Source organism: Nitratireductor alexandrii (assembly GCF_004000215.1).
In the GTDB taxonomy this organism is placed as follows: domain Bacteria; phylum Pseudomonadota; class Alphaproteobacteria; order Rhizobiales; family Rhizobiaceae; genus Mangrovimarina; species Mangrovimarina alexandrii.
The window spans coordinates 206,979-227,403 of record NZ_RBVY01000001.1; the positions used below are offsets into that span (position 1 = coordinate 206,979).

18 protein-coding genes are annotated in these 20,425 nt (G+C 65.9%); 15 read left to right on the top strand and 3 right to left on the bottom strand.

The window, feature by feature from the left end:
• Positions 1–58: 58 nt before the first annotated feature.
• A complete protein-coding gene (locus EP380_RS01000) occupies positions 59–3,766 on the bottom strand; it encodes a peptidoglycan-binding protein (protein WP_127595659.1) in 3,708 nt (1,235 codons plus the stop codon).
• 45 nt (positions 3,767–3,811) lie between these two features.
• On the opposite strand from EP380_RS01000, the gene EP380_RS01005 reads away from it, so the two are divergent.
• The 12 genes from EP380_RS01005 to EP380_RS01060 all read left to right on the top strand — a co-directional run bounded on the left by EP380_RS01005 (position 3,812) and on the right by EP380_RS01060 (position 15,487).
• A complete protein-coding gene (locus EP380_RS01005) occupies positions 3,812–4,195 on the top strand; it encodes a hypothetical protein (RefSeq protein WP_127595662.1) in 384 nt (127 codons plus the stop codon).
• Positions 4,196–4,235: 40 nt separating this feature from the next.
• Positions 4,236–4,691: a MerR family transcriptional regulator gene (locus EP380_RS01010; protein ID WP_127596741.1), complete on the top strand. Its 456-nt coding sequence runs from the start codon at positions 4,236–4,238 to the stop codon at positions 4,689–4,691.
• A gap of 137 nt (positions 4,692–4,828) precedes the next feature.
• Positions 4,829–6,625 (top strand): acyl-CoA dehydrogenase C-terminal domain-containing protein, encoded by a 1,797-nt coding sequence (locus EP380_RS01015; RefSeq protein ID WP_106572271.1) that lies wholly within the window; start codon positions 4,829–4,831, stop codon positions 6,623–6,625.
• Positions 6,626–6,697: 72 nt separating this feature from the next.
• On the top strand, positions 6,698–7,870 hold the full coding sequence (locus EP380_RS01020) for an acyl-CoA dehydrogenase family protein (protein ID WP_127595666.1): 1,173 nt from the start codon (positions 6,698–6,700) through the stop codon (positions 7,868–7,870).
• Positions 7,871–7,872: 2 nt separating this feature from the next.
• Positions 7,873–8,316: a PaaI family thioesterase gene (locus EP380_RS01025; protein WP_106572118.1), complete on the top strand. Its 444-nt coding sequence runs from the start codon at positions 7,873–7,875 to the stop codon at positions 8,314–8,316.
• Complete coding sequence (locus tag EP380_RS01030; protein WP_106572119.1) at positions 8,313–8,945, top strand: glutathione S-transferase family protein; 633 nt, start codon at positions 8,313–8,315, stop codon at positions 8,943–8,945. The genes EP380_RS01025 and EP380_RS01030 overlap by 4 nt, the downstream gene beginning before the upstream one ends.
• 67 nt (positions 8,946–9,012) lie before the next feature.
• The gene (locus EP380_RS01035; RefSeq protein WP_127595669.1) at positions 9,013–10,221 is read left to right on the top strand and encodes an acetyl-CoA C-acetyltransferase; all 1,209 of its coding nucleotides are present in this window, start codon (positions 9,013–9,015) and stop codon (positions 10,219–10,221) included.
• Positions 10,222–10,379: 158 nt separating this feature from the next.
• Positions 10,380–12,596, top strand: a complete 2,217-nt coding sequence (locus EP380_RS01040) for a 3-hydroxyacyl-CoA dehydrogenase NAD-binding domain-containing protein (protein ID WP_127595672.1) — start codon at positions 10,380–10,382, stop codon at positions 12,594–12,596.
• A 135-nt stretch (positions 12,597–12,731) separates the two neighbouring features.
• Positions 12,732–13,277 carry a thioesterase family protein gene (locus EP380_RS01045; RefSeq protein WP_106572122.1) on the top strand — a complete coding sequence of 182 codons (546 nt, stop codon included), beginning with the start codon at positions 12,732–12,734 and terminating at the stop codon, positions 13,275–13,277.
• Between the two features lie 121 nt (positions 13,278–13,398).
• Entirely contained in the window at positions 13,399–14,019 is a 621-nt protein-coding gene (locus EP380_RS01050) for a 2-hydroxychromene-2-carboxylate isomerase (protein WP_127595675.1), read from the top strand.
• Between the two features lie 141 nt (positions 14,020–14,160).
• Complete coding sequence (locus EP380_RS01055; protein WP_127595678.1) at positions 14,161–14,811, top strand: S24 family peptidase; 651 nt, start codon at positions 14,161–14,163, stop codon at positions 14,809–14,811.
• Between the two features lie 7 nt (positions 14,812–14,818).
• On the top strand, positions 14,819–15,487 hold the full coding sequence (locus EP380_RS01060; RefSeq protein WP_127595681.1) for a thermonuclease family protein: 669 nt from the start codon (positions 14,819–14,821) through the stop codon (positions 15,485–15,487).
• Here the strand turns inward: EP380_RS01060 and EP380_RS01065 are convergent.
• Complete coding sequence (locus tag EP380_RS01065; RefSeq protein WP_127595684.1) at positions 15,470–17,128, bottom strand: lysine--tRNA ligase; 1,659 nt, start codon at positions 17,126–17,128, stop codon at positions 15,470–15,472. The genes EP380_RS01060 and EP380_RS01065 overlap by 18 nt on opposite strands.
• 166 nt (positions 17,129–17,294) lie before the next feature.
• Between EP380_RS01065 and EP380_RS01070 the strand changes: the two genes are divergently transcribed.
• Both EP380_RS01070 and EP380_RS01075 read left to right on the top strand, forming a co-directional pair.
• Complete coding sequence (locus EP380_RS01070) at positions 17,295–17,708, top strand: tellurite resistance TerB family protein (protein WP_106572272.1); 414 nt, start codon at positions 17,295–17,297, stop codon at positions 17,706–17,708.
• A 94-nt stretch (positions 17,709–17,802) separates the two neighbouring features.
• Positions 17,803–18,687 carry a sterol desaturase family protein gene (locus EP380_RS01075; RefSeq protein WP_127595687.1) on the top strand — a complete coding sequence of 295 codons (885 nt, stop codon included), beginning with the start codon at positions 17,803–17,805 and terminating at the stop codon, positions 18,685–18,687.
• On the opposite strand, the gene EP380_RS01080 is transcribed toward EP380_RS01075, so the two are convergent.
• On the bottom strand, positions 18,674–19,507 hold the full coding sequence (locus EP380_RS01080; RefSeq protein ID WP_106572128.1) for a transporter substrate-binding domain-containing protein: 834 nt from the start codon (positions 19,505–19,507) through the stop codon (positions 18,674–18,676). The two genes, EP380_RS01075 and EP380_RS01080, sit on opposite strands and share 14 nt — an antisense overlap.
• Positions 19,508–19,677: 170 nt before the next feature.
• Here EP380_RS01080 and EP380_RS01085 point away from each other — a divergent pair, with 170 nt between their 5' ends.
• Positions 19,678–20,409 carry a helix-turn-helix transcriptional regulator gene (locus tag EP380_RS01085; RefSeq protein ID WP_106572129.1) on the top strand — a complete coding sequence of 244 codons (732 nt, stop codon included), beginning with the start codon at positions 19,678–19,680 and terminating at the stop codon, positions 20,407–20,409.
• Positions 20,410–20,425 lie beyond the last annotated feature (16 nt).

Genomic DNA, 20,425 nt, shown 5'->3' on the forward strand with positions numbered 1-20,425 from the left:
ACGGCACGAGCCTGGAGGCATTTCGATGGCGCCGAAAACGGCCGGACGATCGGGCGGCTCAGTCCTGCTCGAGCAGCGAGCGCACCAGCGCCTCGTTGATCTGCCCGGTCGGCTCCATGCCCTGTTCGGCCTGGTAGGCGGCGATTGCGCTCTGTGTTTTGGCGCCCATGATCCCGTCCGCCGGACCGGCGTTGAAACCGCGCTTGTTGAGGATGTCCTGGACCGCGCGGATCGCCTGCTTGACGTCGACGGCGGCGGTGACAGTCTCGCTCTCGCGCCAGGATTCGGGGATGTCGACCGTATTGGCCTCCTCGACGACCGGCTTGGGCTTCCACAATTCGGTCGCAGCGCGCGCCTTGGCGAGCTGCTCCGGCCGCAGCGCCTTGGCGACTTCGTCGCGCTTGACCGCGGCGTCCTTGTCGCCGGCCTCCGCGACGAGCGCGAACCATTTGTAGGATTCTTCCAGGCTCTGCGGCACGCCGAGTCCCTTGGCGGCCAGGATGCCGAGGTTGAACTGGCTGTCCTTGACGCCGAGTTCGGCCGCTTTCATGAACCAGCGCGCCGCCGAATCATTGTCGCGCGGCCCGTCGCCGCCCATGGCGAACAGCACCGCCAGATTGTGCATGGCGCTGGCATTGCCCTGGTCGGCGGCCAACTGGTACCAGGTCTTGGCCTTGGCGAGGTCGCGCGCCACGCCGACGCCTTTTTCGTAAAGATTGCCGATCCGGTATTGCGCCGGCGCCAATCCCAGCTCCGCCGAACGCTCGTACCACTGCGCGGCCTGCGCCATGTCGGTGTCGGTGCCGCGGCCCTGCTGGTAACGGTTGCCGATTTCGAACATGGCGCGCGGATCGCCGTCCTGCGCGGCCTCGCGCAGCGGCAGCGGTCCGGCCTCGTCCGGTATCGGCGCGGCGCGCGTGGCCGCCGCATCACTCGGCTCCGCAACCGGCTCGGCCGCGATTTCGGCGTCGTCCGCCATTGTCGGCTCGGGCCGCGCCATGTCCGTGTCCGGCGCCGGCGCGTCGATTTCGGCATTTTCCGCAGTTCGCGCCTCCGCTTCGGCGTCCGCCGCCTGCGCCATGTCGGCCGGCTCGCCGATCATGCGCACGGGCTCGGTCCGGGTCTCGTCCACCGGGGTCTCTTCGGCGTCGAGCATCGGCGCGCTGGCGATCAAGGGTTGCTCGACGGGCGCCTCGATGTCGCCGCCCGCGATGTCCTGCGATCCGCCGATAAAGGCCTTGCCGAGCTGCAGGCCGGCCAGTGCCATCATGATCGCCGCCGCCGCCATCAGGATCGGCTTGCGCTTGGCGCGCAGGAACTCGCCGGGGCTCAACTTGCGCGATTTCTTGCCCTTGTCGGAGCCACGCTTGAAGGAATCGGCCTCGGCGGCGGCCGCTTGGGCGGCGCGCCGGGCGGCGGCGATGAAATCGGCCTTGGCAGCGCCGGGGTCGCCGCCGGACGCCGCCGCCTGGGCCCGTTCGGTCCTGACGCGTTTCATGATCGCGTTCAGGTTGGGCGCGCCCGAGCCGGGTTCGAGCGGACGATCCACGGCTTCGGGGGCGACGGGCTCGGTCGTCTCCGGCGCCGCCGACAGGCTCGGCTCGGCCTTGTCCTTGCGCGGCGTGTCGGGCTTGTCGGTGCCCCTCTTGCTTGTCAGAGCGCGCGCCAACCCGCCCAGCATCGATGTCTTGACCGGTTCGGGGGCGGCCTTGTCGGCGTCGACCGCGCTGAGCGCCGCCTTTGCGGCAGCGGCGGCGGCCTCTGCCGGCGAGCGGCTGCCGACAGGCGGTTCGGGGGTGAAATCGCCGGCAAGGGCGGGCTCGGGCAGCCTCGGCTCCAGGGCCGGTCCGACGTCTTCGGGTGCGATCGACGGGGCGCTTGCCACTGGAATCTTGGCCTTATCGGCCGGCTGGCTTTGCCTGGTTTCCAGAGTGCCGAGCCGGTCGACCACTTTCAAAAGCGTGTCGTGGATGGCCTCGAAGGTGCGCGAGTTGCGTTCGTCGGATTTGCGCATCAAGCCTTCAAGGGCCTTCAGGTCACCGGCAAGCAGGGTCGCGTCTTCGTCGGCGATGCCGGCCGTATCGAGCGAACGCACGGCGTTTTCGGCCGCTTCGCGCGCCGCTGCGACGATCATGTCGCGCTGCTCGCTCAAGGAGCGTTCGATGTCGTCGAGGCGTGGCGACAGCGTTCCGAGATCGTCGCTCGGCTTCGTCGGCCGGGACAGATGCGCGGTCAGATCGGCAACCTGGCTTTCTAGGCTGCGAATGAGATCGGAATCGATGTCGGAGCTGCGCTGGCTCGACAGGTCGAGGCGTTCGGAGATTTCCGTCAGCCGGCGTTCCAGGTCGGCCGCGAGTTGCGGCTGCACAGCGGTCTGGCTGTCGATACGGTCGCTCAGGTCGGCGAACTTCTCGTCGAGGGCGCGCAGCAATTCGGGATCGGCGGCCGGCGCTACCGCGCCCTGGTCGGCCATCTGCGCGTGCAGGTCCTCCAACCGACGGTCGAACTCCCTGAACAGCGCCTTGCTCTCGGCCTGCGAGTGGCCCTGCCGCTCCTCGATGAACGCCGCCATTTCCGACAGGCGCCGCTCCAGGCTGTCGACGATATCCTGCGCGCCGGCCTGGCCGCCGCCGCGGTCCAGCTTGGCGGCGATGTTGGCGACCTGGGCAGTCAGGTGCTCGATCGCCTGTTCGGGCATCGCGACGCGGCCGGCAAGGTCCTCCACGCGCCTAGACAGCACGTCCATGCGCTGCAGCAGCTTGTCGCCGGGTGCTTCGCTGGCGACATCCTCAAGCAGTTCGGCGAGCGCGGAGATCCGCGCCTCGATACGATCCAGGGGCGCGTGGTCGACGGACGGGCTGCCGGCCGATGCCGCGATCGCGCGCGAAATCTCATCGAGCCGGTCCTCGAGCTTGTCGATCAGGCCGGAATCGGGCTGCCCGGTCTGGGCGGCGAAATGTTCCAGTGCCGTGGCGAGCGAACGCACCTTGTCTTCCAGCGAGTGCAGCGACATCGAATCGGGCAGGTTGCCGACCGCCGCGCTGATCTGCTCGAGCCGGTCGGACAGGGCGCGGATTTCGGGATCGGGCACGCCGCCGGCCGCGCGGTCCTGCAATTTCTCCCATCGACGGTCGAGCGACCGGACCGTGTCCTCGCGCGCCAGTTCCGAGAGCGATTGGCGCACCTGCTCCAGCTCGAGCCGCAGCAGGCCGATGCCGCGGTCGTCGCTGCGTTCGGCGAGCGACTGGATCGTTTCGGAGAGGCGTTCCAGCTCGGCATGCAGAGCCTGTCCGTCGGCGTGCGGGCCGCGCTGGGCGGCGACGCCGTCGATCTTGCGGCGCAGCGCGCTAAATTCCTGGCTCAGGTCGCTGGCGATCTGCTCATGCAGTTCCCGGCGCAGCGCCTTCAGGTCGCCGGCCAGGGCCCGGTGCGCGCCGTCGTCGCGATGATCGTCCTCGAACCGTGTCTGCGACCGCTCCCAGGGATAGGGCCGTACCGGGTCGTTGCCGCCCGCCGGGCGTTGGCGGCGGGGTTCGTCGCCGGAAAAGGTCCGTTCCAGCGACGTTCCGGAGGCCAGACGCCGGTCCCGGCGCGAACGCGCGTCGATGCCTTCGGTCTGCGGGCCGCGTTCGGCCGCGCCGCTGCGCGGCATGCCGAAGCGGCTCTCGAGATCGTCGAGTGTTTGATTGAGGTCCTCGATCGACGTGCGAGGCCGCCTTTGGCGCCCGACATTGAGGGACTCGAGATAGGAACGATGGCTGCTCATCAAGACGTCCGTTCGAGTTCGGCGTCACGGGCGGGTGCCCGTGTCATGACAGGGTGCACCAACGGGCTGGACACAAGGCCTGGCCGCTTGCGGGCCATCTGCGCGGGCAATGTGCCTTCAACCCCGGTGCGCATCGCCGTGAAGAACGCGAAACAGAATAACCACGGAAAATCGACAGCCGAACAATTCCCCACACGTGGTAAACAAGGCGTTAACCAAGCTTACCAAAGTGCTGACCGGCCCCCGATTTGCCGGCAATGCGGGCGCTCCGGTCGTGGATTGAAACAGTTTGTCGTCAAACTTGAGTTGAAATTCCGCATCGGCGTATTAGGTGCACTGCACAATCGGGTCGTCGATGTCGTGATTCGCGACCGTACGGCCGAACCAGCGATAGACCTGACAGGACCGTTCGGCGCGCGATGCGTTTGACGCCGTCGCCGCTGACACGCTTTTTTGGAACCATTGAATGATGAAGACTGTCTCAGCCATCGAAGCGATGGCCAACGCCGCCGAGGCGTTCGCCGAACCCCGGGACGGCTACGCGCGGATCGGCGATCTCGCCAAGACATTCGGCGTGTCGTTGCGCACACTGCGTTTCTACGAGGCCAAGGGCTTGCTGAGCCCGCGTCGCGACGGCAGCGTGCGGCTTTATTCGCGGCGCGAAAGCGCGCGTCTGAAGCTGATCCTGCTCGGCCGCCAGGTCGGCTTCTCGCTGCGCGAGATCAAACAGATGCTCGATCTCCACGATCCCTCGGGCAGCAATGTGAAGCAGCTCAGGGTGACGCTGGAAAAGTCGGAAAAGCAGCTCGCACGCCTTCACAGGCAGCGCGCGGCGATCAGCGAGGCGATCGACCAGCTCGAGACCGCCGCCGACGTCGTCCGCGACAGGCTCGCGCAGCGCGCCGTCGCGGCCGCCGCCTCGTAAGGCGCGCGCGAGCACATTTCGACGTGGCAGCAAAAATTGACGTTTACGCAAACGTCAAAGTTTGATACGGCTTGTCTCCGAAATCGGTGCCGCGCGCCGGCCTGTCGGCGCGCGGTCAGCTTTTGCCGGAGGAAATCATGCCGACCTATCGCGCGCCCGTCGAAGACACGCTGTTCGTTCTGAAGGATGTGCTCGGTTACGAGCGCTATTCCAATCTTCCCGGATTTTCCGACGCCACGCCTGACGTTCTCGAGGCGATCCTCGCCGAGGGCGCCAAGCTGGCCGAAAACGTTATGCATCCGCTGAACCGCGTCGGCGACGAACAGGGCTGCGTGCGCGCCGAGGACGGCTCGGTCAAGACGCCGGAGGGCTTCAAGGACGCCTACGACCAGTATCGCGAGGGCGGCTGGATGGGCCTGGCCACGCCGGCCGATTATGGCGGCCAGGGCCTGCCCTACACGGTGCATTCGGCCGTCGGCGAATATATGTCGTCGGCCAATATGGCGCTGATGATGTATCCGGGCCTCACCCAGGGCGCCATCGCCGCGATCCTGGTCCACGGTTCCGACGAGCAGAAGCAGACCTATGTGCCGAAGATGGTCGAGGGCCTGTGGACGGGGACCATGAACCTGACCGAACCGCATTGCGGTACCGATCTGGGCCTGCTGCGCACCAAGGCGGTTCCCGACGGTGACGGGGCCTACAAGATTTCCGGTCAGAAGATCTTCATCTCGGCCGGCGAGCACGACATGGCCGAAAACATCATCCATCTGGTGCTGGCCCGCATCGAGGGCGCGCCGGAAGGGGTGAAGGGCATTTCCTTGTTCATCGTGCCCAAATTCAAGCTCGACGCCGACGGCAATGCCGGCGAGCGCAACGCCGTCGCCTGCGGCTCCATCGAGGAAAAGATGGGCATTCACGGCAATTCGACCTGCGTGATGAACTACGACGAGGCGACGGGTTATCTGATCGGCGAGGAGAATGGCGGCCTCAAGGCGATGTTCGTGATGATGAACGAGGCCCGCCTCGGTGTCGGCATGCAGGGCCTGTCGGTTTCCGAGATCGCCTATCAGAACGCGGCCGCCTATGCCCGCGAGCGGATCCAGGGCCGCGCCCTGTCCGGGGCCAAGGCCAAGGACAAGAAGGCCGATCCGATCATCGTCCATCCCGACATCCGCCGTAACCTGATGACGATGAGGGCGATCAACGAGGCCGGTCGCGCGCTGGTGTTGTGGACGGCGCTGAAATCGGACGTGGCGCACCGCTCGGGCGACGAAAAGGAACGCCAGGCGGCCGACGATCACATGGGCCTGATGACGCCGGTCATCAAGGGCGTGCTGACCGACAAGGGCTTCGAGCATGCCGTCATGGCCCAGCAGGTCTTCGGCGGGCACGGCTATATCGAAGAGCACGGCATGAGCCAGTTCGTGCGCGATGCCCGCATCACCATGATCTACGAGGGCGCAAACGGCATCCAGGCGCTCGACCTGGTCGGCCGCAAGCTGCCGCAGAACGGCGGCCGCGCCGTCCAGGCCTTCTTCAAGGAGGTCGGCGATTTCTGCGAGGAAAACCGTTCCGACGAGCAGATGGCGCCACTGACCAAGGCGCTGAAAAAGGGCTTGAACGATCTGCAGGCGGCCACCATGTGGCTGATGCAGAACGCCATGCAGAAGCCCGACAATGCGGGCGCTGCCTCGAGCGACTACATGCATCTGTTCGGGCTGGTCGCCCTCGGCTACATGTGGGGGTTGATGGCCAAGGCCGCGCAGGACAAGATCGCCGCGGGCGCCGACGGCGCGACGGCGTTCTGCGAGAACAAGTTGGTGACGGCGCGCTATTTCATGGAGCGCGTCATGCCCGAAACGGCTGCCCATCTCGCCCGCATCTCGGCCGGTGCGGACTCCATGATGGCGCTCGATGCGGAGGCTTTCTGACCGTCGGCGGCGATCTACTCTGTTCAGACTTGAACGACTTTGCTATAGGCAATAACCAAAGAGGAGACGTCCATGGCCACCGATCCGGCAACCGTCCTCGCTCTTCCAAAGCCCGCCTGGGCGGACGAGGAGGTCACCATGCTTTACGACATGGCGACCAAATACCTCCAGGCCGAGATCGCGCCGCATTACGAGGCGTTCGAAAAGGCCGAGATCGTCGATCGCGCAAGCTGGGAAAAGGCCGGCGCCAACGGCCTGTTGTGCGCCTCCATGCCGGAAGAATACGGCGGGGCGGGCGGCAGCTACGCCCATGAAAGCGCGATCATCGAAGCGATCAGCCATGTCGGCGTCGACGGCTTCGGCATCGCGCTGCACAATTCGATCGTCGCCCCCTATATCGCCCATTACGGCTCGGACGAGCAGAAGAAGAAATGGCTGCCGAAGATGGCGAGCGGCGAGCTGATCGGCGCCATCGCCATGACCGAGCCGGGCGCGGGCTCCGACCTGCAGGGCGTCAAGACGCGCGCCGAAAAGGACGGCAACCACTATCGCATCAACGGTTCGAAGACCTTCATCACCAACGGCCAGCTCGCCAATCTGATCATCGTCGTCGCCAAGACGGATCCCGAAAAGGGCGCCAAGGGAACGTCGCTGATCGTGGTCGAGACCGACGAGGTCGAGGGGTTCGAGCGCGGCCGCAACCTCGACAAGATCGGCCTGAAGTCGAACGACACGTCCGAGCTGTTCTTCAACGATATGCGCGTGCCGACCGCCAACCTGCTCGGCCACGAGGAAGGCCAGGGTTTTGTCCAGCTCATGCAGCAATTGCCGCAGGAGCGCCTGCAGATCGGCGGCACGGCGATCGCCATGGCCGAGCGCGCGCTGGCGCTGACCATCGACTACGTCAAGGAACGCGGCGCGTTCGGCCGCAAGGTGATTGACTTCCAGAACACGCAGTTCAAGCTGGCCGAGTTGAAGACCGAGGTCACGATCGGCCGCGTCTTCTACAATGATTGCGTCGCCCGCCATGTCGATGGCGGGCTCGATCCGGTGACGGCGTCGATGGCCAAATACTGGCTCTCCGACCTGCAGGGCAAGGTCGTGGACGAATGTCTGCAGCTTCATGGCGGCTACGGCTACATGAACGAATACCCGATCGCGCGCATGTATCGTGACGCGCGCGTGCAGCGCATCTATGGCGGCACCAACGAGATCATGAAGCTTTTGATCGGCAGGAGCCTTTGAAGATGGGCGCGGCGATCGTACCGGGCTTTTCCGCCGACCAGGCGCCGGCCACCGCCCGCTGGCTGGGCATGGATGTGGTGTCCTGGGACCGCGAGGCCGCCACCCTCAGGGTCTCGTTCGATCCGCCGCGCGACGTGATCAATTTCGGCGGTGTGATCCAGGGCGGTTTCCTGGTCGCCATGATGGACGACGCGATGGGCTTCAACGCCTTCATCAGCATGGACATGAAGAACGCCCAGGCCTCGATCGACATCCACACCCACTTTTTCCGTCCGGTCGCCTATGGCCGCACCGAGGTCGAGGCGCGTATCGTCAGGGCCGGCCGCAACGTCGCCTTCGTCGAGGCGGAGCTGTTCGACAAGGACGGCGTTCTGGCCGCGCGGGCGGTGTCCAGCACCAAGCTGACGCCGATCGGCGCCAGCCGAGCGGAGGCAAACCCGGCATGAGCGAGTTCACCCTGCATTGCTTCGCCGAGAGCGGCAACGCCTACAAGGCCGCGCTGATGCTGGAGATGTGCGGCGCCGACTGGCAGCCCAGGGGCATCGGCTTCTTCAAGGGCGAGACCCGCGGCGCGGACTATCGCGCCCTCAACGTCATGGGCGAGGCGCCGGTTCTGGTCCATCACCGCGCCGACGGCGATTTCACGCTGTCGCAATCGGGCGCGATCCTTATCTATCTGGCGCGTCATTTCGAAAAATTCGGCCACGAGACCGAGGCCGAGGAGTTCGAGATTCTGCGTTGGGTGCTGTTCGACAACCACAAACTGACCAGCTACACCGCGACGGAGCGTTTCATGCGCCATTTCCGCGGCAAGGCCGGCGATCCGACCGCCGAATTCATCTATGCCCGCGCCAAGGACGCCTGGAACGTCCTGGAAACCCATCTGCGCGGTCGTGACTGGGTTGCCGCCGACCGGCCGACGATCGCCGATCTGTCGCTGTGCGGCTATCTCTATTGGCCCGAGCAGATCGGCGCGGACTGGAGCGACTATCCCGCCATCGACCGCTGGCTGCACAGGCTGAAGAAACTTCCCGGCTGGCAGGCGCCCGAGGCGCTGATGCCGTCCGGGCAATGACTGAACCAAAGACGCGACCCCTGCGCGGCCGCCCTCGGGCGCACCCGCCAGAAAAAGGAGACATCCAATGGCTGATGCATATGTCTACGACGCCGTGAGGACGCCGCGCGGCCGCGGCAAGAAGGACGGATCCCTGCACGAGGTGCCGGCCGTGCGCCTGGCCGCCCGCACGCTGGAGGCGGTGCGCGACCGCAACGGGCTCGACACGTCCAAGGTCGACGACATCATTTTCGGCTGCGTCGATCCGGTCGGCGAGGCCGGCTCGGTGATCCCGCGCGCGGCGGCCTTCGAGGCCGGCTACGCGACCGAGGCGCCGGGCATGCAGATCTCGCGTTTCTGCGCGTCCGGCCTCGACGCGATCAATTTCGGCGCGGCCAAGATCGCCGGCGGCTCCGACGAAATCGTGATCGCCGGCGGCGTGGAATCGATGAGCCGCGTCGGCATGGGCATGTCGGGCGGTGCCTGGTTCATGGACCCGTCCGTGGGCCTGCCGTCCTATTTCATGCCGCAGGGCGTGTCGGCCGACCTGATCGCCACCAAATACGGCTTTTCGCGCGACGACGTCGACGCCTACGCGGTCGAGAGCCAGAAGCGCGCCGACGCCGCCTGGAAGGACGGTCGCTTTAAGGACTCCGTGATCGTGATCAAGGACCAGAACGGGCTGACCATTCTCGACCACGACGAACACATGCGGCCGGGCACCGACATGCAGTCGCTGGCCTCGCTCAACCCCTCCTTCGTCATGCCGGGCGAGATGGGCGGCTTCGATGCCGTCGCCGTGCAGCGTTACCCCGAGATCGAAGGCGTCAACCACGTTCACCACGCCGGCAATTCGTCGGGCATCGTCGACGGCTCGGCGGCCGTCCTGCTCGGCTCCAAGAAGGCCGGCAAGACCATGGGCCTGACGCCGCGCGCCAGGATCAGGGCCTTCACCAATATCGGTTCGGAACCGGCGATCATGCTCACCGGGCCGGTCGACGTCACCGAGAAACTCTTGAAGAAGGCGAAGATGACGATCGACGACATCGATCTGTTCGAGCTCAACGAGGCCTTCGCCTCGGTGGTGCTGCGCTACATGCAGGCCTTCGACATCCCGCACGACAAGATCAACGTCAATGGCGGGGCGATCGCCATGGGTCATCCGCTCGGCGCGACCGGCGCGATGATCTTCGGCACGGTGCTCGACGAGCTCGAGCGGCGCGACCTCAACACGGCTCTGGTGACCTTGTGCATCGGCGCCGGCATGGGCACGGCGACCATCATCGAGCGGGTGTGACGGCCTCGGTCCTCTCCGAAAGGGGAGGCAACGGGCGCCGGGAGGGTCGAACGGGCGAAGCGGCGGGCAAACCGGTCGAAATCGCCGCCCCGGCCCCTCCGGCGACAAGCCCGCGCCACCTGCGACGCACAGAGATTTCGAAAGGGAGAAATCCTAACATGGCCTACACGAATTTCACGGTCGAAACCGACAGCGACGGCATCGCACTCGTCACCTGGGACATGCCCGACCGCTCGATGAACGTCTTCACCGAGGAGGTGATGGACGAACTCGACCGCATCACCGACCAGATCGTCGCCGACGAGGCGGTCAAGGGCGTGGTGATCACCTCCGGCAAGGAAGCCTTTTCCGGCGGCGCCGACCTGACCATGCTGCAGAAGATGCTGAAGGTCTTCCAGCAGGAGGAGGCCCGCGACCACGAAGCGGCGATCAAGATGCTGTTTGAGGGCGCCGGGCGCATGAGCTGGCTGTTCCGCAAGATCGAGACCTGCGGCAAGCCCTGGGTCTCGGCGATCAACGGCACCTGCATGGGCGGGGCATTCGAATTGTCGCTCGCCTGCCACGGCCGGGTCGCGGCCGACGGCGACAAGGTCAAGATGGGCCTGCCCGAGGTCAAGGTCGGTCTTTTCCCGGGCGCCGGCGGCACCCAGCGCGTGCCGCGCCTGACCGACGGCCAGCAGGCTTTGCAGATGCTGACCACGGGTGCTGCCTTGTCGCCGAAAAAGGCCAAGGGCATGAACCTGATCCACGAGATCGCCGAGCCGGCCAAGCTGGTCGACGCCGCCAAGGCGATGATCAGGAACGGGCTCAAGCCGGTCCAACCCTGGGACGAGAAGGGCTTCAAGCTGCCGGGCGGGCCGGTCTATTCGGCCGCGGGCGCCAATCTGTGGCCGCCGGCGATCGCCATCCTGCGCCGCGAGACCTACAACAACTATCCGGCCGCCGCGGCGGTCCTGAAATGCGTCTATGAGGGGCTTTTGGTGCCCTTCGAGACCGGGCTGACCATCGAGCAGCGCTATTTCACCGAAATCCTGCAGACCACCGAGGCGGCGATGATGATACGCTCGCTGTTCGTGTCGCTGCAGGAACTCAACAAGGGCGCGCGCCGTCCCGAGGGCGTGGCCCCGACCAAGTTCACCAAGATCGGCGTGATCGGCGCCGGCTTCATGGGCGCCGGCATTGCCTATGTCACCGCCAAGGCCGGCATTCCGGTCGTGCTCCTCGACCGCGACATGCCGTCGGCCGAAAAGGGCAGGGACCATTCCGCCGGCCTGATGGACGGGTTGATCAAGAAGGGCCGCGCCACGGCCGAGGACAAGGAAAAGCTGCTGTCGCTGATCACCCCGAGCGACGATTACGGCCAGCTCGACGGCTGCGAGCTGGTGATCGAGGCGGTGTTCGAGGATTCCGACATCAAGAAGGGCGTCACCGAGAAATCGGAGGCCGTTCTTGCCGCCTCGGCGACCTTCGCCTCCAACACTTCCACGATCCCGATCACCGGCCTGGCCAAGAACTCCAAGCGGCCGAAGAACTTCATCGGCATCCATTTCTTCTCGCCGGTCGACCGCATGATGCTGGTCGAGATCATTCTGGGCAAGAAGACCGGCGACGAGGCGCTGGCGGTGGCGATCGACTATGTGCGTGCGATCCGCAAGACGCCGATCGTGGTCAACGACACGCGCGGCTTCTACGTCAATCGCTGCGTGCTGCGCTACATGTCGGAAGCCTATCAGATGCTGATCGAGGGCGTGCCGGCACCGATGATCGAAAACGCCGCCAAGATGGCCGGCATGCCGGTCGGCCCGCTGGCGCTGACCGACGAGACCGCGATCGATCTCGCCCAGAAGATCATGAAACAGACGATCCGCGATCTCGGCGAAAAGGCGGTCGACCAGGAGCAGTTCGCGCTGATCAACACCATGGTCGACACCCATGGCCGCCACGGCCGCAAGAACGGCAAGGGCTTTTACGACTACCCGGCCAAGCCGGCGAAAAAGCACCTGTGGCCGGGGCTCAAGGATCTCTATCCGCAGAAGGCGCCGGAGGAGATCGACGTCGAGGTGCTCAAAAAGCGCTTCCTCGTCACCATCGCGCTCGAAGCCGCGCGGGTGATGGGCGAGGGCATCGTCACCGATCCGCGCGAGGCCGATGTCGGCTCGATCCTGGCCTTCGGCTTCGCGCCCTATACCGGCGGGGCGCTGTCTTATATCGACGGCATGGGCTCGGCCGCGTTCGTCAAGCTCGCCAAGCAGCTGCAGAAGAAATACGGCCCGCAGTTCAAGGCGCCGAAAGTGCTGGTCGACATGGCCGCCAAGGATGAAAGCTTCTACCAGCGTTTCGACCCTTACGCGGATCGCCGGCAAAAGGCGGCCTGAGGACGACTCTGCTGCCGCGTCGCGGGCGCGGAAAGGATAAGCAAAGCAAAAGGGAGGACCGGCGCGCTGCCGGTCCTCCTTGCGCCCCTTCGGGGCCCTTCTTCCCGTCGATGGGGAGGAGGAAAGGAGCATTCCATGTATGTGTGGGGACGATTGTTGCGGGTCGCGCTGACCTCCAAATCGCGCGGCGCGTACCGCCTCGGCGAGGAAAGCAGGCTCTCTTTCCGCTGCCTGCCGTCCGATATCGATTCCAATATCCACTTGAACAATGCGCGCTACATGATGCTGGCCGATCTCGGCCGCATCGACTTGTTCCTGCGCGCCGGGCTTTTGGGGCTGGCGCGGAGCAATAAATGGGCGCCCATGATGGGCGGCGTGCAGTCGGTCTATGTGCGCGAGATCAGGCTGTGGCGGCGGTTCGACGTTTTGTCCTCGATCGAGACCTGGGAGGGCACCCAGGTGATCGGGCGCCACCGCTTCGTGCTCGAAAACGGCGAGACGGCGGCGCTGATCATGACGACGGCGGGCGTTTACGATTCCCCCAACCGGCGTTTCCTGGCGATCGACGAGGTCGTCGAGGCGCTCGGTGCGCGGGTGAGACCGCGTGCGCCCAATCCCGCGGAAGCCGAATTCATGGGCTCGCACGGACGCCTGCGGGCGCTCGCCAAATCGCTGCGCTAAGCGGTCCTGGCGCCCGGGGAGGCGGGAGGGCAGGGCCCCCCGCGAATGTGAACGCCGTGGGCTTTCCCGGCCCGCGCGCGCCCACTACTGTGCCGGGTCAAACCCCGGAGAGCAGCCAGCCATGTCCGCCGTCATCGACTATTATTTCACCGCCGTGTCGCCCTATGTCTATCTCGGCCACCAGGCCATGGTCGACCTGGTCAAGAAACATGGCGCCTCCATCCACTACAAGCCGGTTCTGCTTCCCGGCCTGTGGGAGGTTTCGGGCTCGGTGCCGCTGGCCCAACGCTCGCCCACCCGCCAGCGATATCGCCTGCTCGAGCTGCAGCGCGCGGCGTTCCGGCGCGACCTGCCGATCAATCTGAAGCCGAAGTTTTTTCCAGCCGATCCGGCACTCGCCGACCATGTGGTGATCGCGCTGCTTCAGCGTCAGGCCGACCCGACCGGCTTCATGGGGCGCGTCTTTGCCGGTGTCTGGGCGAACGATGAAAACGTCGCCGACGCCGACACGCTCGCGCGCTATCTGGATGCCGAGGGGCACGACTCCGCCGACGTGCTGAACGCCGCTCAGGGCGAGGCGGTCAAGGCCGAGCGCATGCAAAACACGGCCGATGCCGTCGCCGCCGACGCGATCGGCGTGCCCGCCTATGTGTTGAACGGGGAAGTGTTCTGGGGCCAGGATCGGATCGAGGACCTGGCGCTGGCGCTGGAGACGGGACGGGCGCCGTTTACCGCGGGCTGACCCCTCCGCGCCTTCGGGCGCCGGGCCGGTCGGCGACGGCCGGCCGCGGGCTGTTGCGGCACTGGCACTGGACAGCGGCGGCGCGGGGCATTAAAACGCCGCAAAAGGTATTTTTTCCTGTGTTTCCGCGAGGAATGCATCATGCTCTCGCATGAACGCGTGTGGGCTGCGATCGACGCGCTGGCCGAGCGTTATTCGCTGTCGGTGTCCGGCCTGGCCAAGCGGGCAGGCCTGGATTCGACGGCCTTCAACAAGTCCAAGCGCAGTTCCGCCGACGGCCGTCCGCGCTGGCCGTCGACCGAATCGCTTGCCAAGATCATGGAGGCGACCGGGGCCACGATGGACGAGTTCGCGGCCCTGGTCGGCCGTGGGCGGAGCGATGTGCAGGACGCGCTGCCGGTGCAGCGCTCGACCGTGCCGCTGCTCGGTTTCGCCCAGGCCGGCGCCGGCGGGTTCTTCGACGATGCCGGCTTTCCCGCCGGGCAGGGCTGGGACCTGGTCGACATCCCGGCCGGTGCGCGCGAGGGCGCCTATGCGCTCGGCGTCCAGGGCGATTCCATGCTGCCGCTTTATCGCGACGGTGACGTGCTGATCGTCGAGCCGGGGGCCAGCGTCAGGCGCGGCGACCGCGTGGTGGTCAAGACCGTCGCCGGCGAGGTCATGGCCAAGGTTCTGGCCCGCCAGACGACGCGTCAGGTCGAGTTGCGCTCCCTCAACCCGGACCATGAAGACCGCACCCTGGCGGTCGGCGAGATCGAGTGGATCGCGCGGATCGTGTGGGCGAGCCAGTAGCGGGTCGATGCGGGTCCTTCGTTTCGTCTCCCTGCTCGGCCTGTTGCTGGGGTCCGTGCCGGCCGTTTCCGCCCAGTCGCAGACGGCCCCCGCGCGCACGATCGCGCCCGACGTCGTCGCGCCGCCGGCGGTCGATCCGGAAGAGATCGAGCGCGTCGCGCCGCGCGCCCCGCTGAGCGAGATCGGTCCGGCCCGTCCGCCCGGGCCGCTGGCCGGGCAGACCGACTGGACGCTGGCGCGCCCGCTGGTCACGGCCGCCGGCCGGCTTGAGGCGGGGGGCGTGACGGTGGTGCTTGCCGGCATCGACATCGTCGAGCCCGAGCGCCGGTGCCGGGGCCGGGACGGCAGCGATTGGCCTTGCGGCATGCGCGCCCGCACCGCGTTGCGCGGTTTCCTGCGCGGGCGCACCGTGGCCTGCGATCCGGTCGGCGAGGGGGACGGCGCGGTGCGTCGGGCCACGTGCCGGCTTGGCACGCGCGATCTGGGCGCCTGGCTGGTCGAGAACGGCTGGGCGATGGCGGCCGGACATGGCCCCTACGCCGACGCCCAGCGCAGGGCGATCGACAACAGGCGCGGCCTGTTCGCCCAGGGGCGCGGCAACCCGGCACCGGCCGCGGAAGCGCCGCCGGTCTCCATCCTGCCGGCCGGCGAGGCGGCCTCAGGCCTCGGCGGCTGAGGCCAGGGTACGCGCGATCATCGCGCGGGTTTCCTCGATGCCGTAAAGGGCGACGAACGAGCCGAAGCGCGGGCCGCGCTCCTGGCCGATCAGCACCTGATAGATCATCTGGAAAAACGCACCCGACACGCCGGGCCCGCCGCTCGGGCTGGTTTTTGTGTGGTCCTGGTAACGCTCGATGCCGCGCGCCACGTCCAGAAGCGCGTTCTGGATCGTCGCGCTGTCGGCGTCCGGCGGCAGCGTGGCGAGCTTGTCGGCCATGCCGACCAGCGCCGCGCGCTCGACCGCGTCCGGCGCGCGGAACGTTTTCGCCGGCTTCACGAAATCGTCGAAATAACGGATCGCGTAGCCGACCAGCCGGTCGAGTTCGGGATGGGTTTGCGGCGTCACGCCGGGCGCGTAGCGGGAGATGTAGCCCCACAGCACGGCCGTGTCGTGGGCGTTGGAGGCGCTGACCAGGTTGAGCAGCATGGCAAACGGTACCGGCATGTCGATCGCCGGCGGCGCGCCGCTGTGAATATGCCAGACCGGGTTCGACAGGCGCGCCGCCCAGTCCTGGCGCGGATAGGCCGACAGGAACTGGTAATATTCGTCGACGGCGCGCGGAATGACGTCGAAATAAAGCCGCTTGGCGGTCTTCGGCTTCTGGAACATGTAGAGCGCCAGGCTCTCGGTCGGGGCGTAGGTCAGCCACTCGTCGATGGTCAGTCCGTTGCCTTTCGACTTGGAGATCTTCTCGCCGTTCTCGTCGAGAAAGAGCTCGTAGACGAAGTGCTCGGGCGGGCGGCCGTCCAGTGCCGCGCAGATACGGTCATAGACCGGCATGTTCGGGCCGTGATCCTTGCCGAACATCTCGAAATCGACGCCGAGCGCGGCCCAGCGCGCGCCGAAATCCGGCTTCCACTGCAACTTGACCTGGCCGCCGGTGATGCCGTGCGTGACTTCCTCGCCGTCCTCGTCGACATAGGTGATCGTGCCGGCATCGGCATTGACGGCCTTCATCGGCACGTAGAGCACGCGCCCGGTCTTGCGCGAAATCGGCAAAAACGGCGAATAGGTCGCGCGGCGCTCCTCGCCGAGTGTCGGCAGCATGATGTCCATGATCGCCTGGTAGCGCTCGGCCACCAGCAGCAGCACGGCGTCGAAGCGGCCGGTCTTGTAATAGTCGGTCGCGCTGGCGAAATCGTAGTCGAAGCCGAACGTATCGAGGAACCGGCGCAGCATGGCGTTGTTGTGATGGCCGAAGCTCGCGTGGTCGCCGCCGAACGGGTTGGGCACGACGGTCAGCGGTTTGTGCAGATGCGGCTCCAGCGCCTTGGGATCGGGCACGTTGTCGGGGATCTTGCGCATCCCGTCCATGTCGTCGGAAAAGCACAGCAGCCGGGTCTTGACCTTGTCCCCGGTCAGGACGCGGAAGGCATGGCGCACCATCGTCGTGCGCGCGACCTCGCCGAACGTGCCGATATGCGGCAGGCCGGAAGGACCGTAGCCGGTCTCAAACAGCACCGTGTCGGGAAAGCCGGACTTTTCGTAGCGTGCGATGACCTTGCGGGCTTCCTCGAACGGCCAGGCTTTGCTTTTTGTGGCTTCCGCAACGAGGTCGGGAGCAAGATCGATCGCGATCGCGGCTTTGTCTGACATGTCTTTCTTCCGTTCGGGCGCCCAACTGGAGCCAGTCCTGCGGTGAGGGGGTCGCACAGGCTCTAGAGCCGGCGGCTGACAGCGTCAATTGCGGGGCATATTTTTCCTTGCAGTGCAGCATACGGCTTTCTACTTTGCACCCGACCTTGCCGGACGGAGTTTTGCGGTGATCAAGCCAGAAAGCGTGCAGGAAGCCCTGATCCACATCATGGTGGTGGTGTCGGCGTCCGACAGCAACATGACCGACCGCGAACTGGCCAAGATGGGCAGTGTCGTGCGCACCATGCCGGTGTTCGCCAGCTTCGACCCCGACGCGTTGCTGGACGTGGCCAAGAAGAGCCAGGCGGTTCTTCAGCAGGAGGGCGCGCTCAACGCCATCCTCGCCTCGATCGTGGAAGCGGTGCCGGTGCGCCTGCACGACACCGCCTACGCCATCGCGGTGGAGATCGCGGCGGCCGATCTGCATGTCCGACCGGAGGAGCTTCGCATCCTGCAATTGCTGCGCGCGCAGCTCGGCGTCGACACGCTGACGGCAGCGGCGATCGAACGCGCGGCGGTGGTGCGCCATCGCACCGTCTGAGCGCGCCGGAATCGCGCTCACCGCCTGTTGATTGGTGTTTGCCATTGCACGGTGGCACTGACCGCCTGAGCGAGCGAAAGCCGGTGGTGGAAATATGCAGGGGTTCGAGATATCCGAGGCGGCCGCGCGCCTGACCGCCTTTCTTGTCATATTCGGCGCCATGGCCGCGTTCGAACTGTGGTCGCCCCGTCTCGAGCGCGCCGAGATGGCCGGCGCTCTGAAGGCCCGGCGCTGGTTCACCAATCTGTCGATGGTGCTGATCTCGTCGATCCTGCTGCGGCTGATCTTTCCCGCGGCGGCCGTCGGGGCCGCGGTGTGGGCCGAAAGCCGCGGCTGGGGCATCTTACGCTGGTTCGAGGTCGATCCGCGCCTTGCCGGGTTGATCGGTTTCGTGCTGCTCGACTTCGCTGTCTGGCTGGAACACGTCGCCAGCCACAAGATCCCGCTTTTGTGGCGCATCCACCGGATGCACCATGCCGACACCGGCTTCGACGTGACCACCGGCCTGCGCTTTCACCCGTTGGAGATCCTGCTTTCGATGGTCTGGAAGGCGGCCGTCGTTGTTGCGCTCGGTCCGCCGGTGCTGGCGGTGCTGGTGTTCGAGATCGTGCTCAACGGAACCTCGATGTTCAACCATTCCAATGCCAAGCTGCCGCTGGGCTTCGACCGGCTTTTGCGGCGGGTTCTGGTCACGCCCGACATGCACCGGGTCCATCATTCCTCGATCCGCGCCGAGACCGATTCCAATTACGGCTTCAATTTCCCGTTCTGGGACCGCCTGTTTCGCACCTATCGCGCCCAGCCGCGGCTTGGTCATGACGGCATGGAAATAGGGCTTTCGGACTATCGCGGCGAGGCGCCGTCCGGCCTCGTGTGGGCGCTGTTGCTGCCGTTTCGCGCCTTGCGGGCGGCGGGCTCCAATACGCCGGGTGCCGGCAAGGAGGAACTGGCCGACGGAGCCGGGCCTAAAAGAAGCTGATCGGGAAATAACGCAGATAAAGCTCGGCGAAAGTGCCGTTGGCGTTGATCTCGTGCAGCGCATAGTCGAAGGCGGCGGCAAGCTCTGGCCTGTCGCGTCGCGTGGCGATCGCCATGCCTGGGCCGAGATAGGCCGGAAGCAGGTAGGGGCCGCCGACGAAACGGCAGCAGGATTGCGATCCGGAGCCCGAAAGCCAGAAGGACAGCGCCATGCCGTCGGCGAACGCGGCCGCGGTCTTGCCCTGGCGCACGTCGTCCAGCATCCAGTCGGAACGCGAATAGACCACCGGGCGCAGATCGGGAAACAGCGCCCGCAATATTTTTTCGTGCACGCTGCCGCCGCGCACGCCGACGCGTTCGCCGGCCAGCGCCTCGTGCATGGGCTCGGCGACGGTCTTGTCCTTGGCCGCCACGAAGCGGGCCGGCAGCCGCAGATAGGGCCGCGAGAAGGCGTAGAGCTGGCGCGTTTCGGCCGTGACCGCCAAGCCGGCCAGGATCGCCTCGCCCTGGCCCGCTTCCAGGGCGTTGGACAACTCGTCCCAGGGCAAAGCCTGTATCTGGCACAAATCTTCAAGCGACAATTCCGCGCAGATCGCGCGGGCGAGATCGACGTGAAAGCCGCTGAGGCGGCCATTGCGGTCGAGAAAATTGAAGGGCGGAAAATCGATCGTGGTCAGGAAGCGCAGGCGCGGCAACTCGCCGAGTTCGGGTTTCGCCAGCCTTTCGCGCGTGTCCCATAGGTTCGGGATGGCGGGCTCGGCGGCTGCCGGGGCCGCCGACAACGCCAGATAGACGAACACGGTGCACAAGGCTCTCAGCATGCATAAATCCCCAACCGCCCCGTGCGATGGCTAGCACGTGAGCGCGCCTTTTTCATCCTCCCGCGTTGTGGCCCAATCGTTTGTCGTATTTGCAACCACGGGTTAATAGATGAAAAATCCGTACACGCTATAGTGCGTTGCGATTCCAATCCGGCCATTTGGGGTCAAGAATGGGGCAGTTCGACGATACGCTGCAATTTATCGAAGAGCTGGATCGGGCTGAAACACCGGAAACGGTGTGTCGGCAGTTGCTCGGTCTGACGCGCAGCTTCGGCCTGACGGCGATCATGGCCGGTACCGTACCGCGCCCGGGAACGCCCAAGGGCAAGCAGAAAAGCCATGTCATGCTGTGCGACTGGCCGCAGGATTGGCTCGAGCGCTACGTGGCGCGCAACTATGTCGACCAGGATCCGGTGGTCACCTATATCAAACGCTCCCCCACGATGGTGAACTGGCGCAGCGCCACCAGCGAACTGCAGGCCGGCAAGACCGCCCGCCAGGTGATGGGCGATGCCGGCGAGTTCAAGCTCAAGGACGGTTTCGCCTTTCCCCTGATCACCATCGAGGGCACCATCGTGATGGTGTCGCTGGGTGGCGAGTTCGTCGACATCTCTCCCGAAGGGGTGGGGGTGGTTTCACTGGCTTCCACCTACGCGATCGGACGCGCCATGCAATTGCAAAATGCCCAGGCCATATTCGACCAGCGCCCCGATCTGACCCCGCGCGAGACCGAGTGCCTGAAATGGGCCGCGGAGGGCAAGTCGGAATGGGAGATCTCCCAGATCCTGGGAATTTCCGAGCACACATCGGAAAAACACCTGCTCAACGCCAAGCGCAAGCTGGGCGCGGCCAATCGCGTGCACGCCGTCGCCGAGGCCATTCGCCACGGATACATTTCCTGATCGCGTGAGCAGGCCG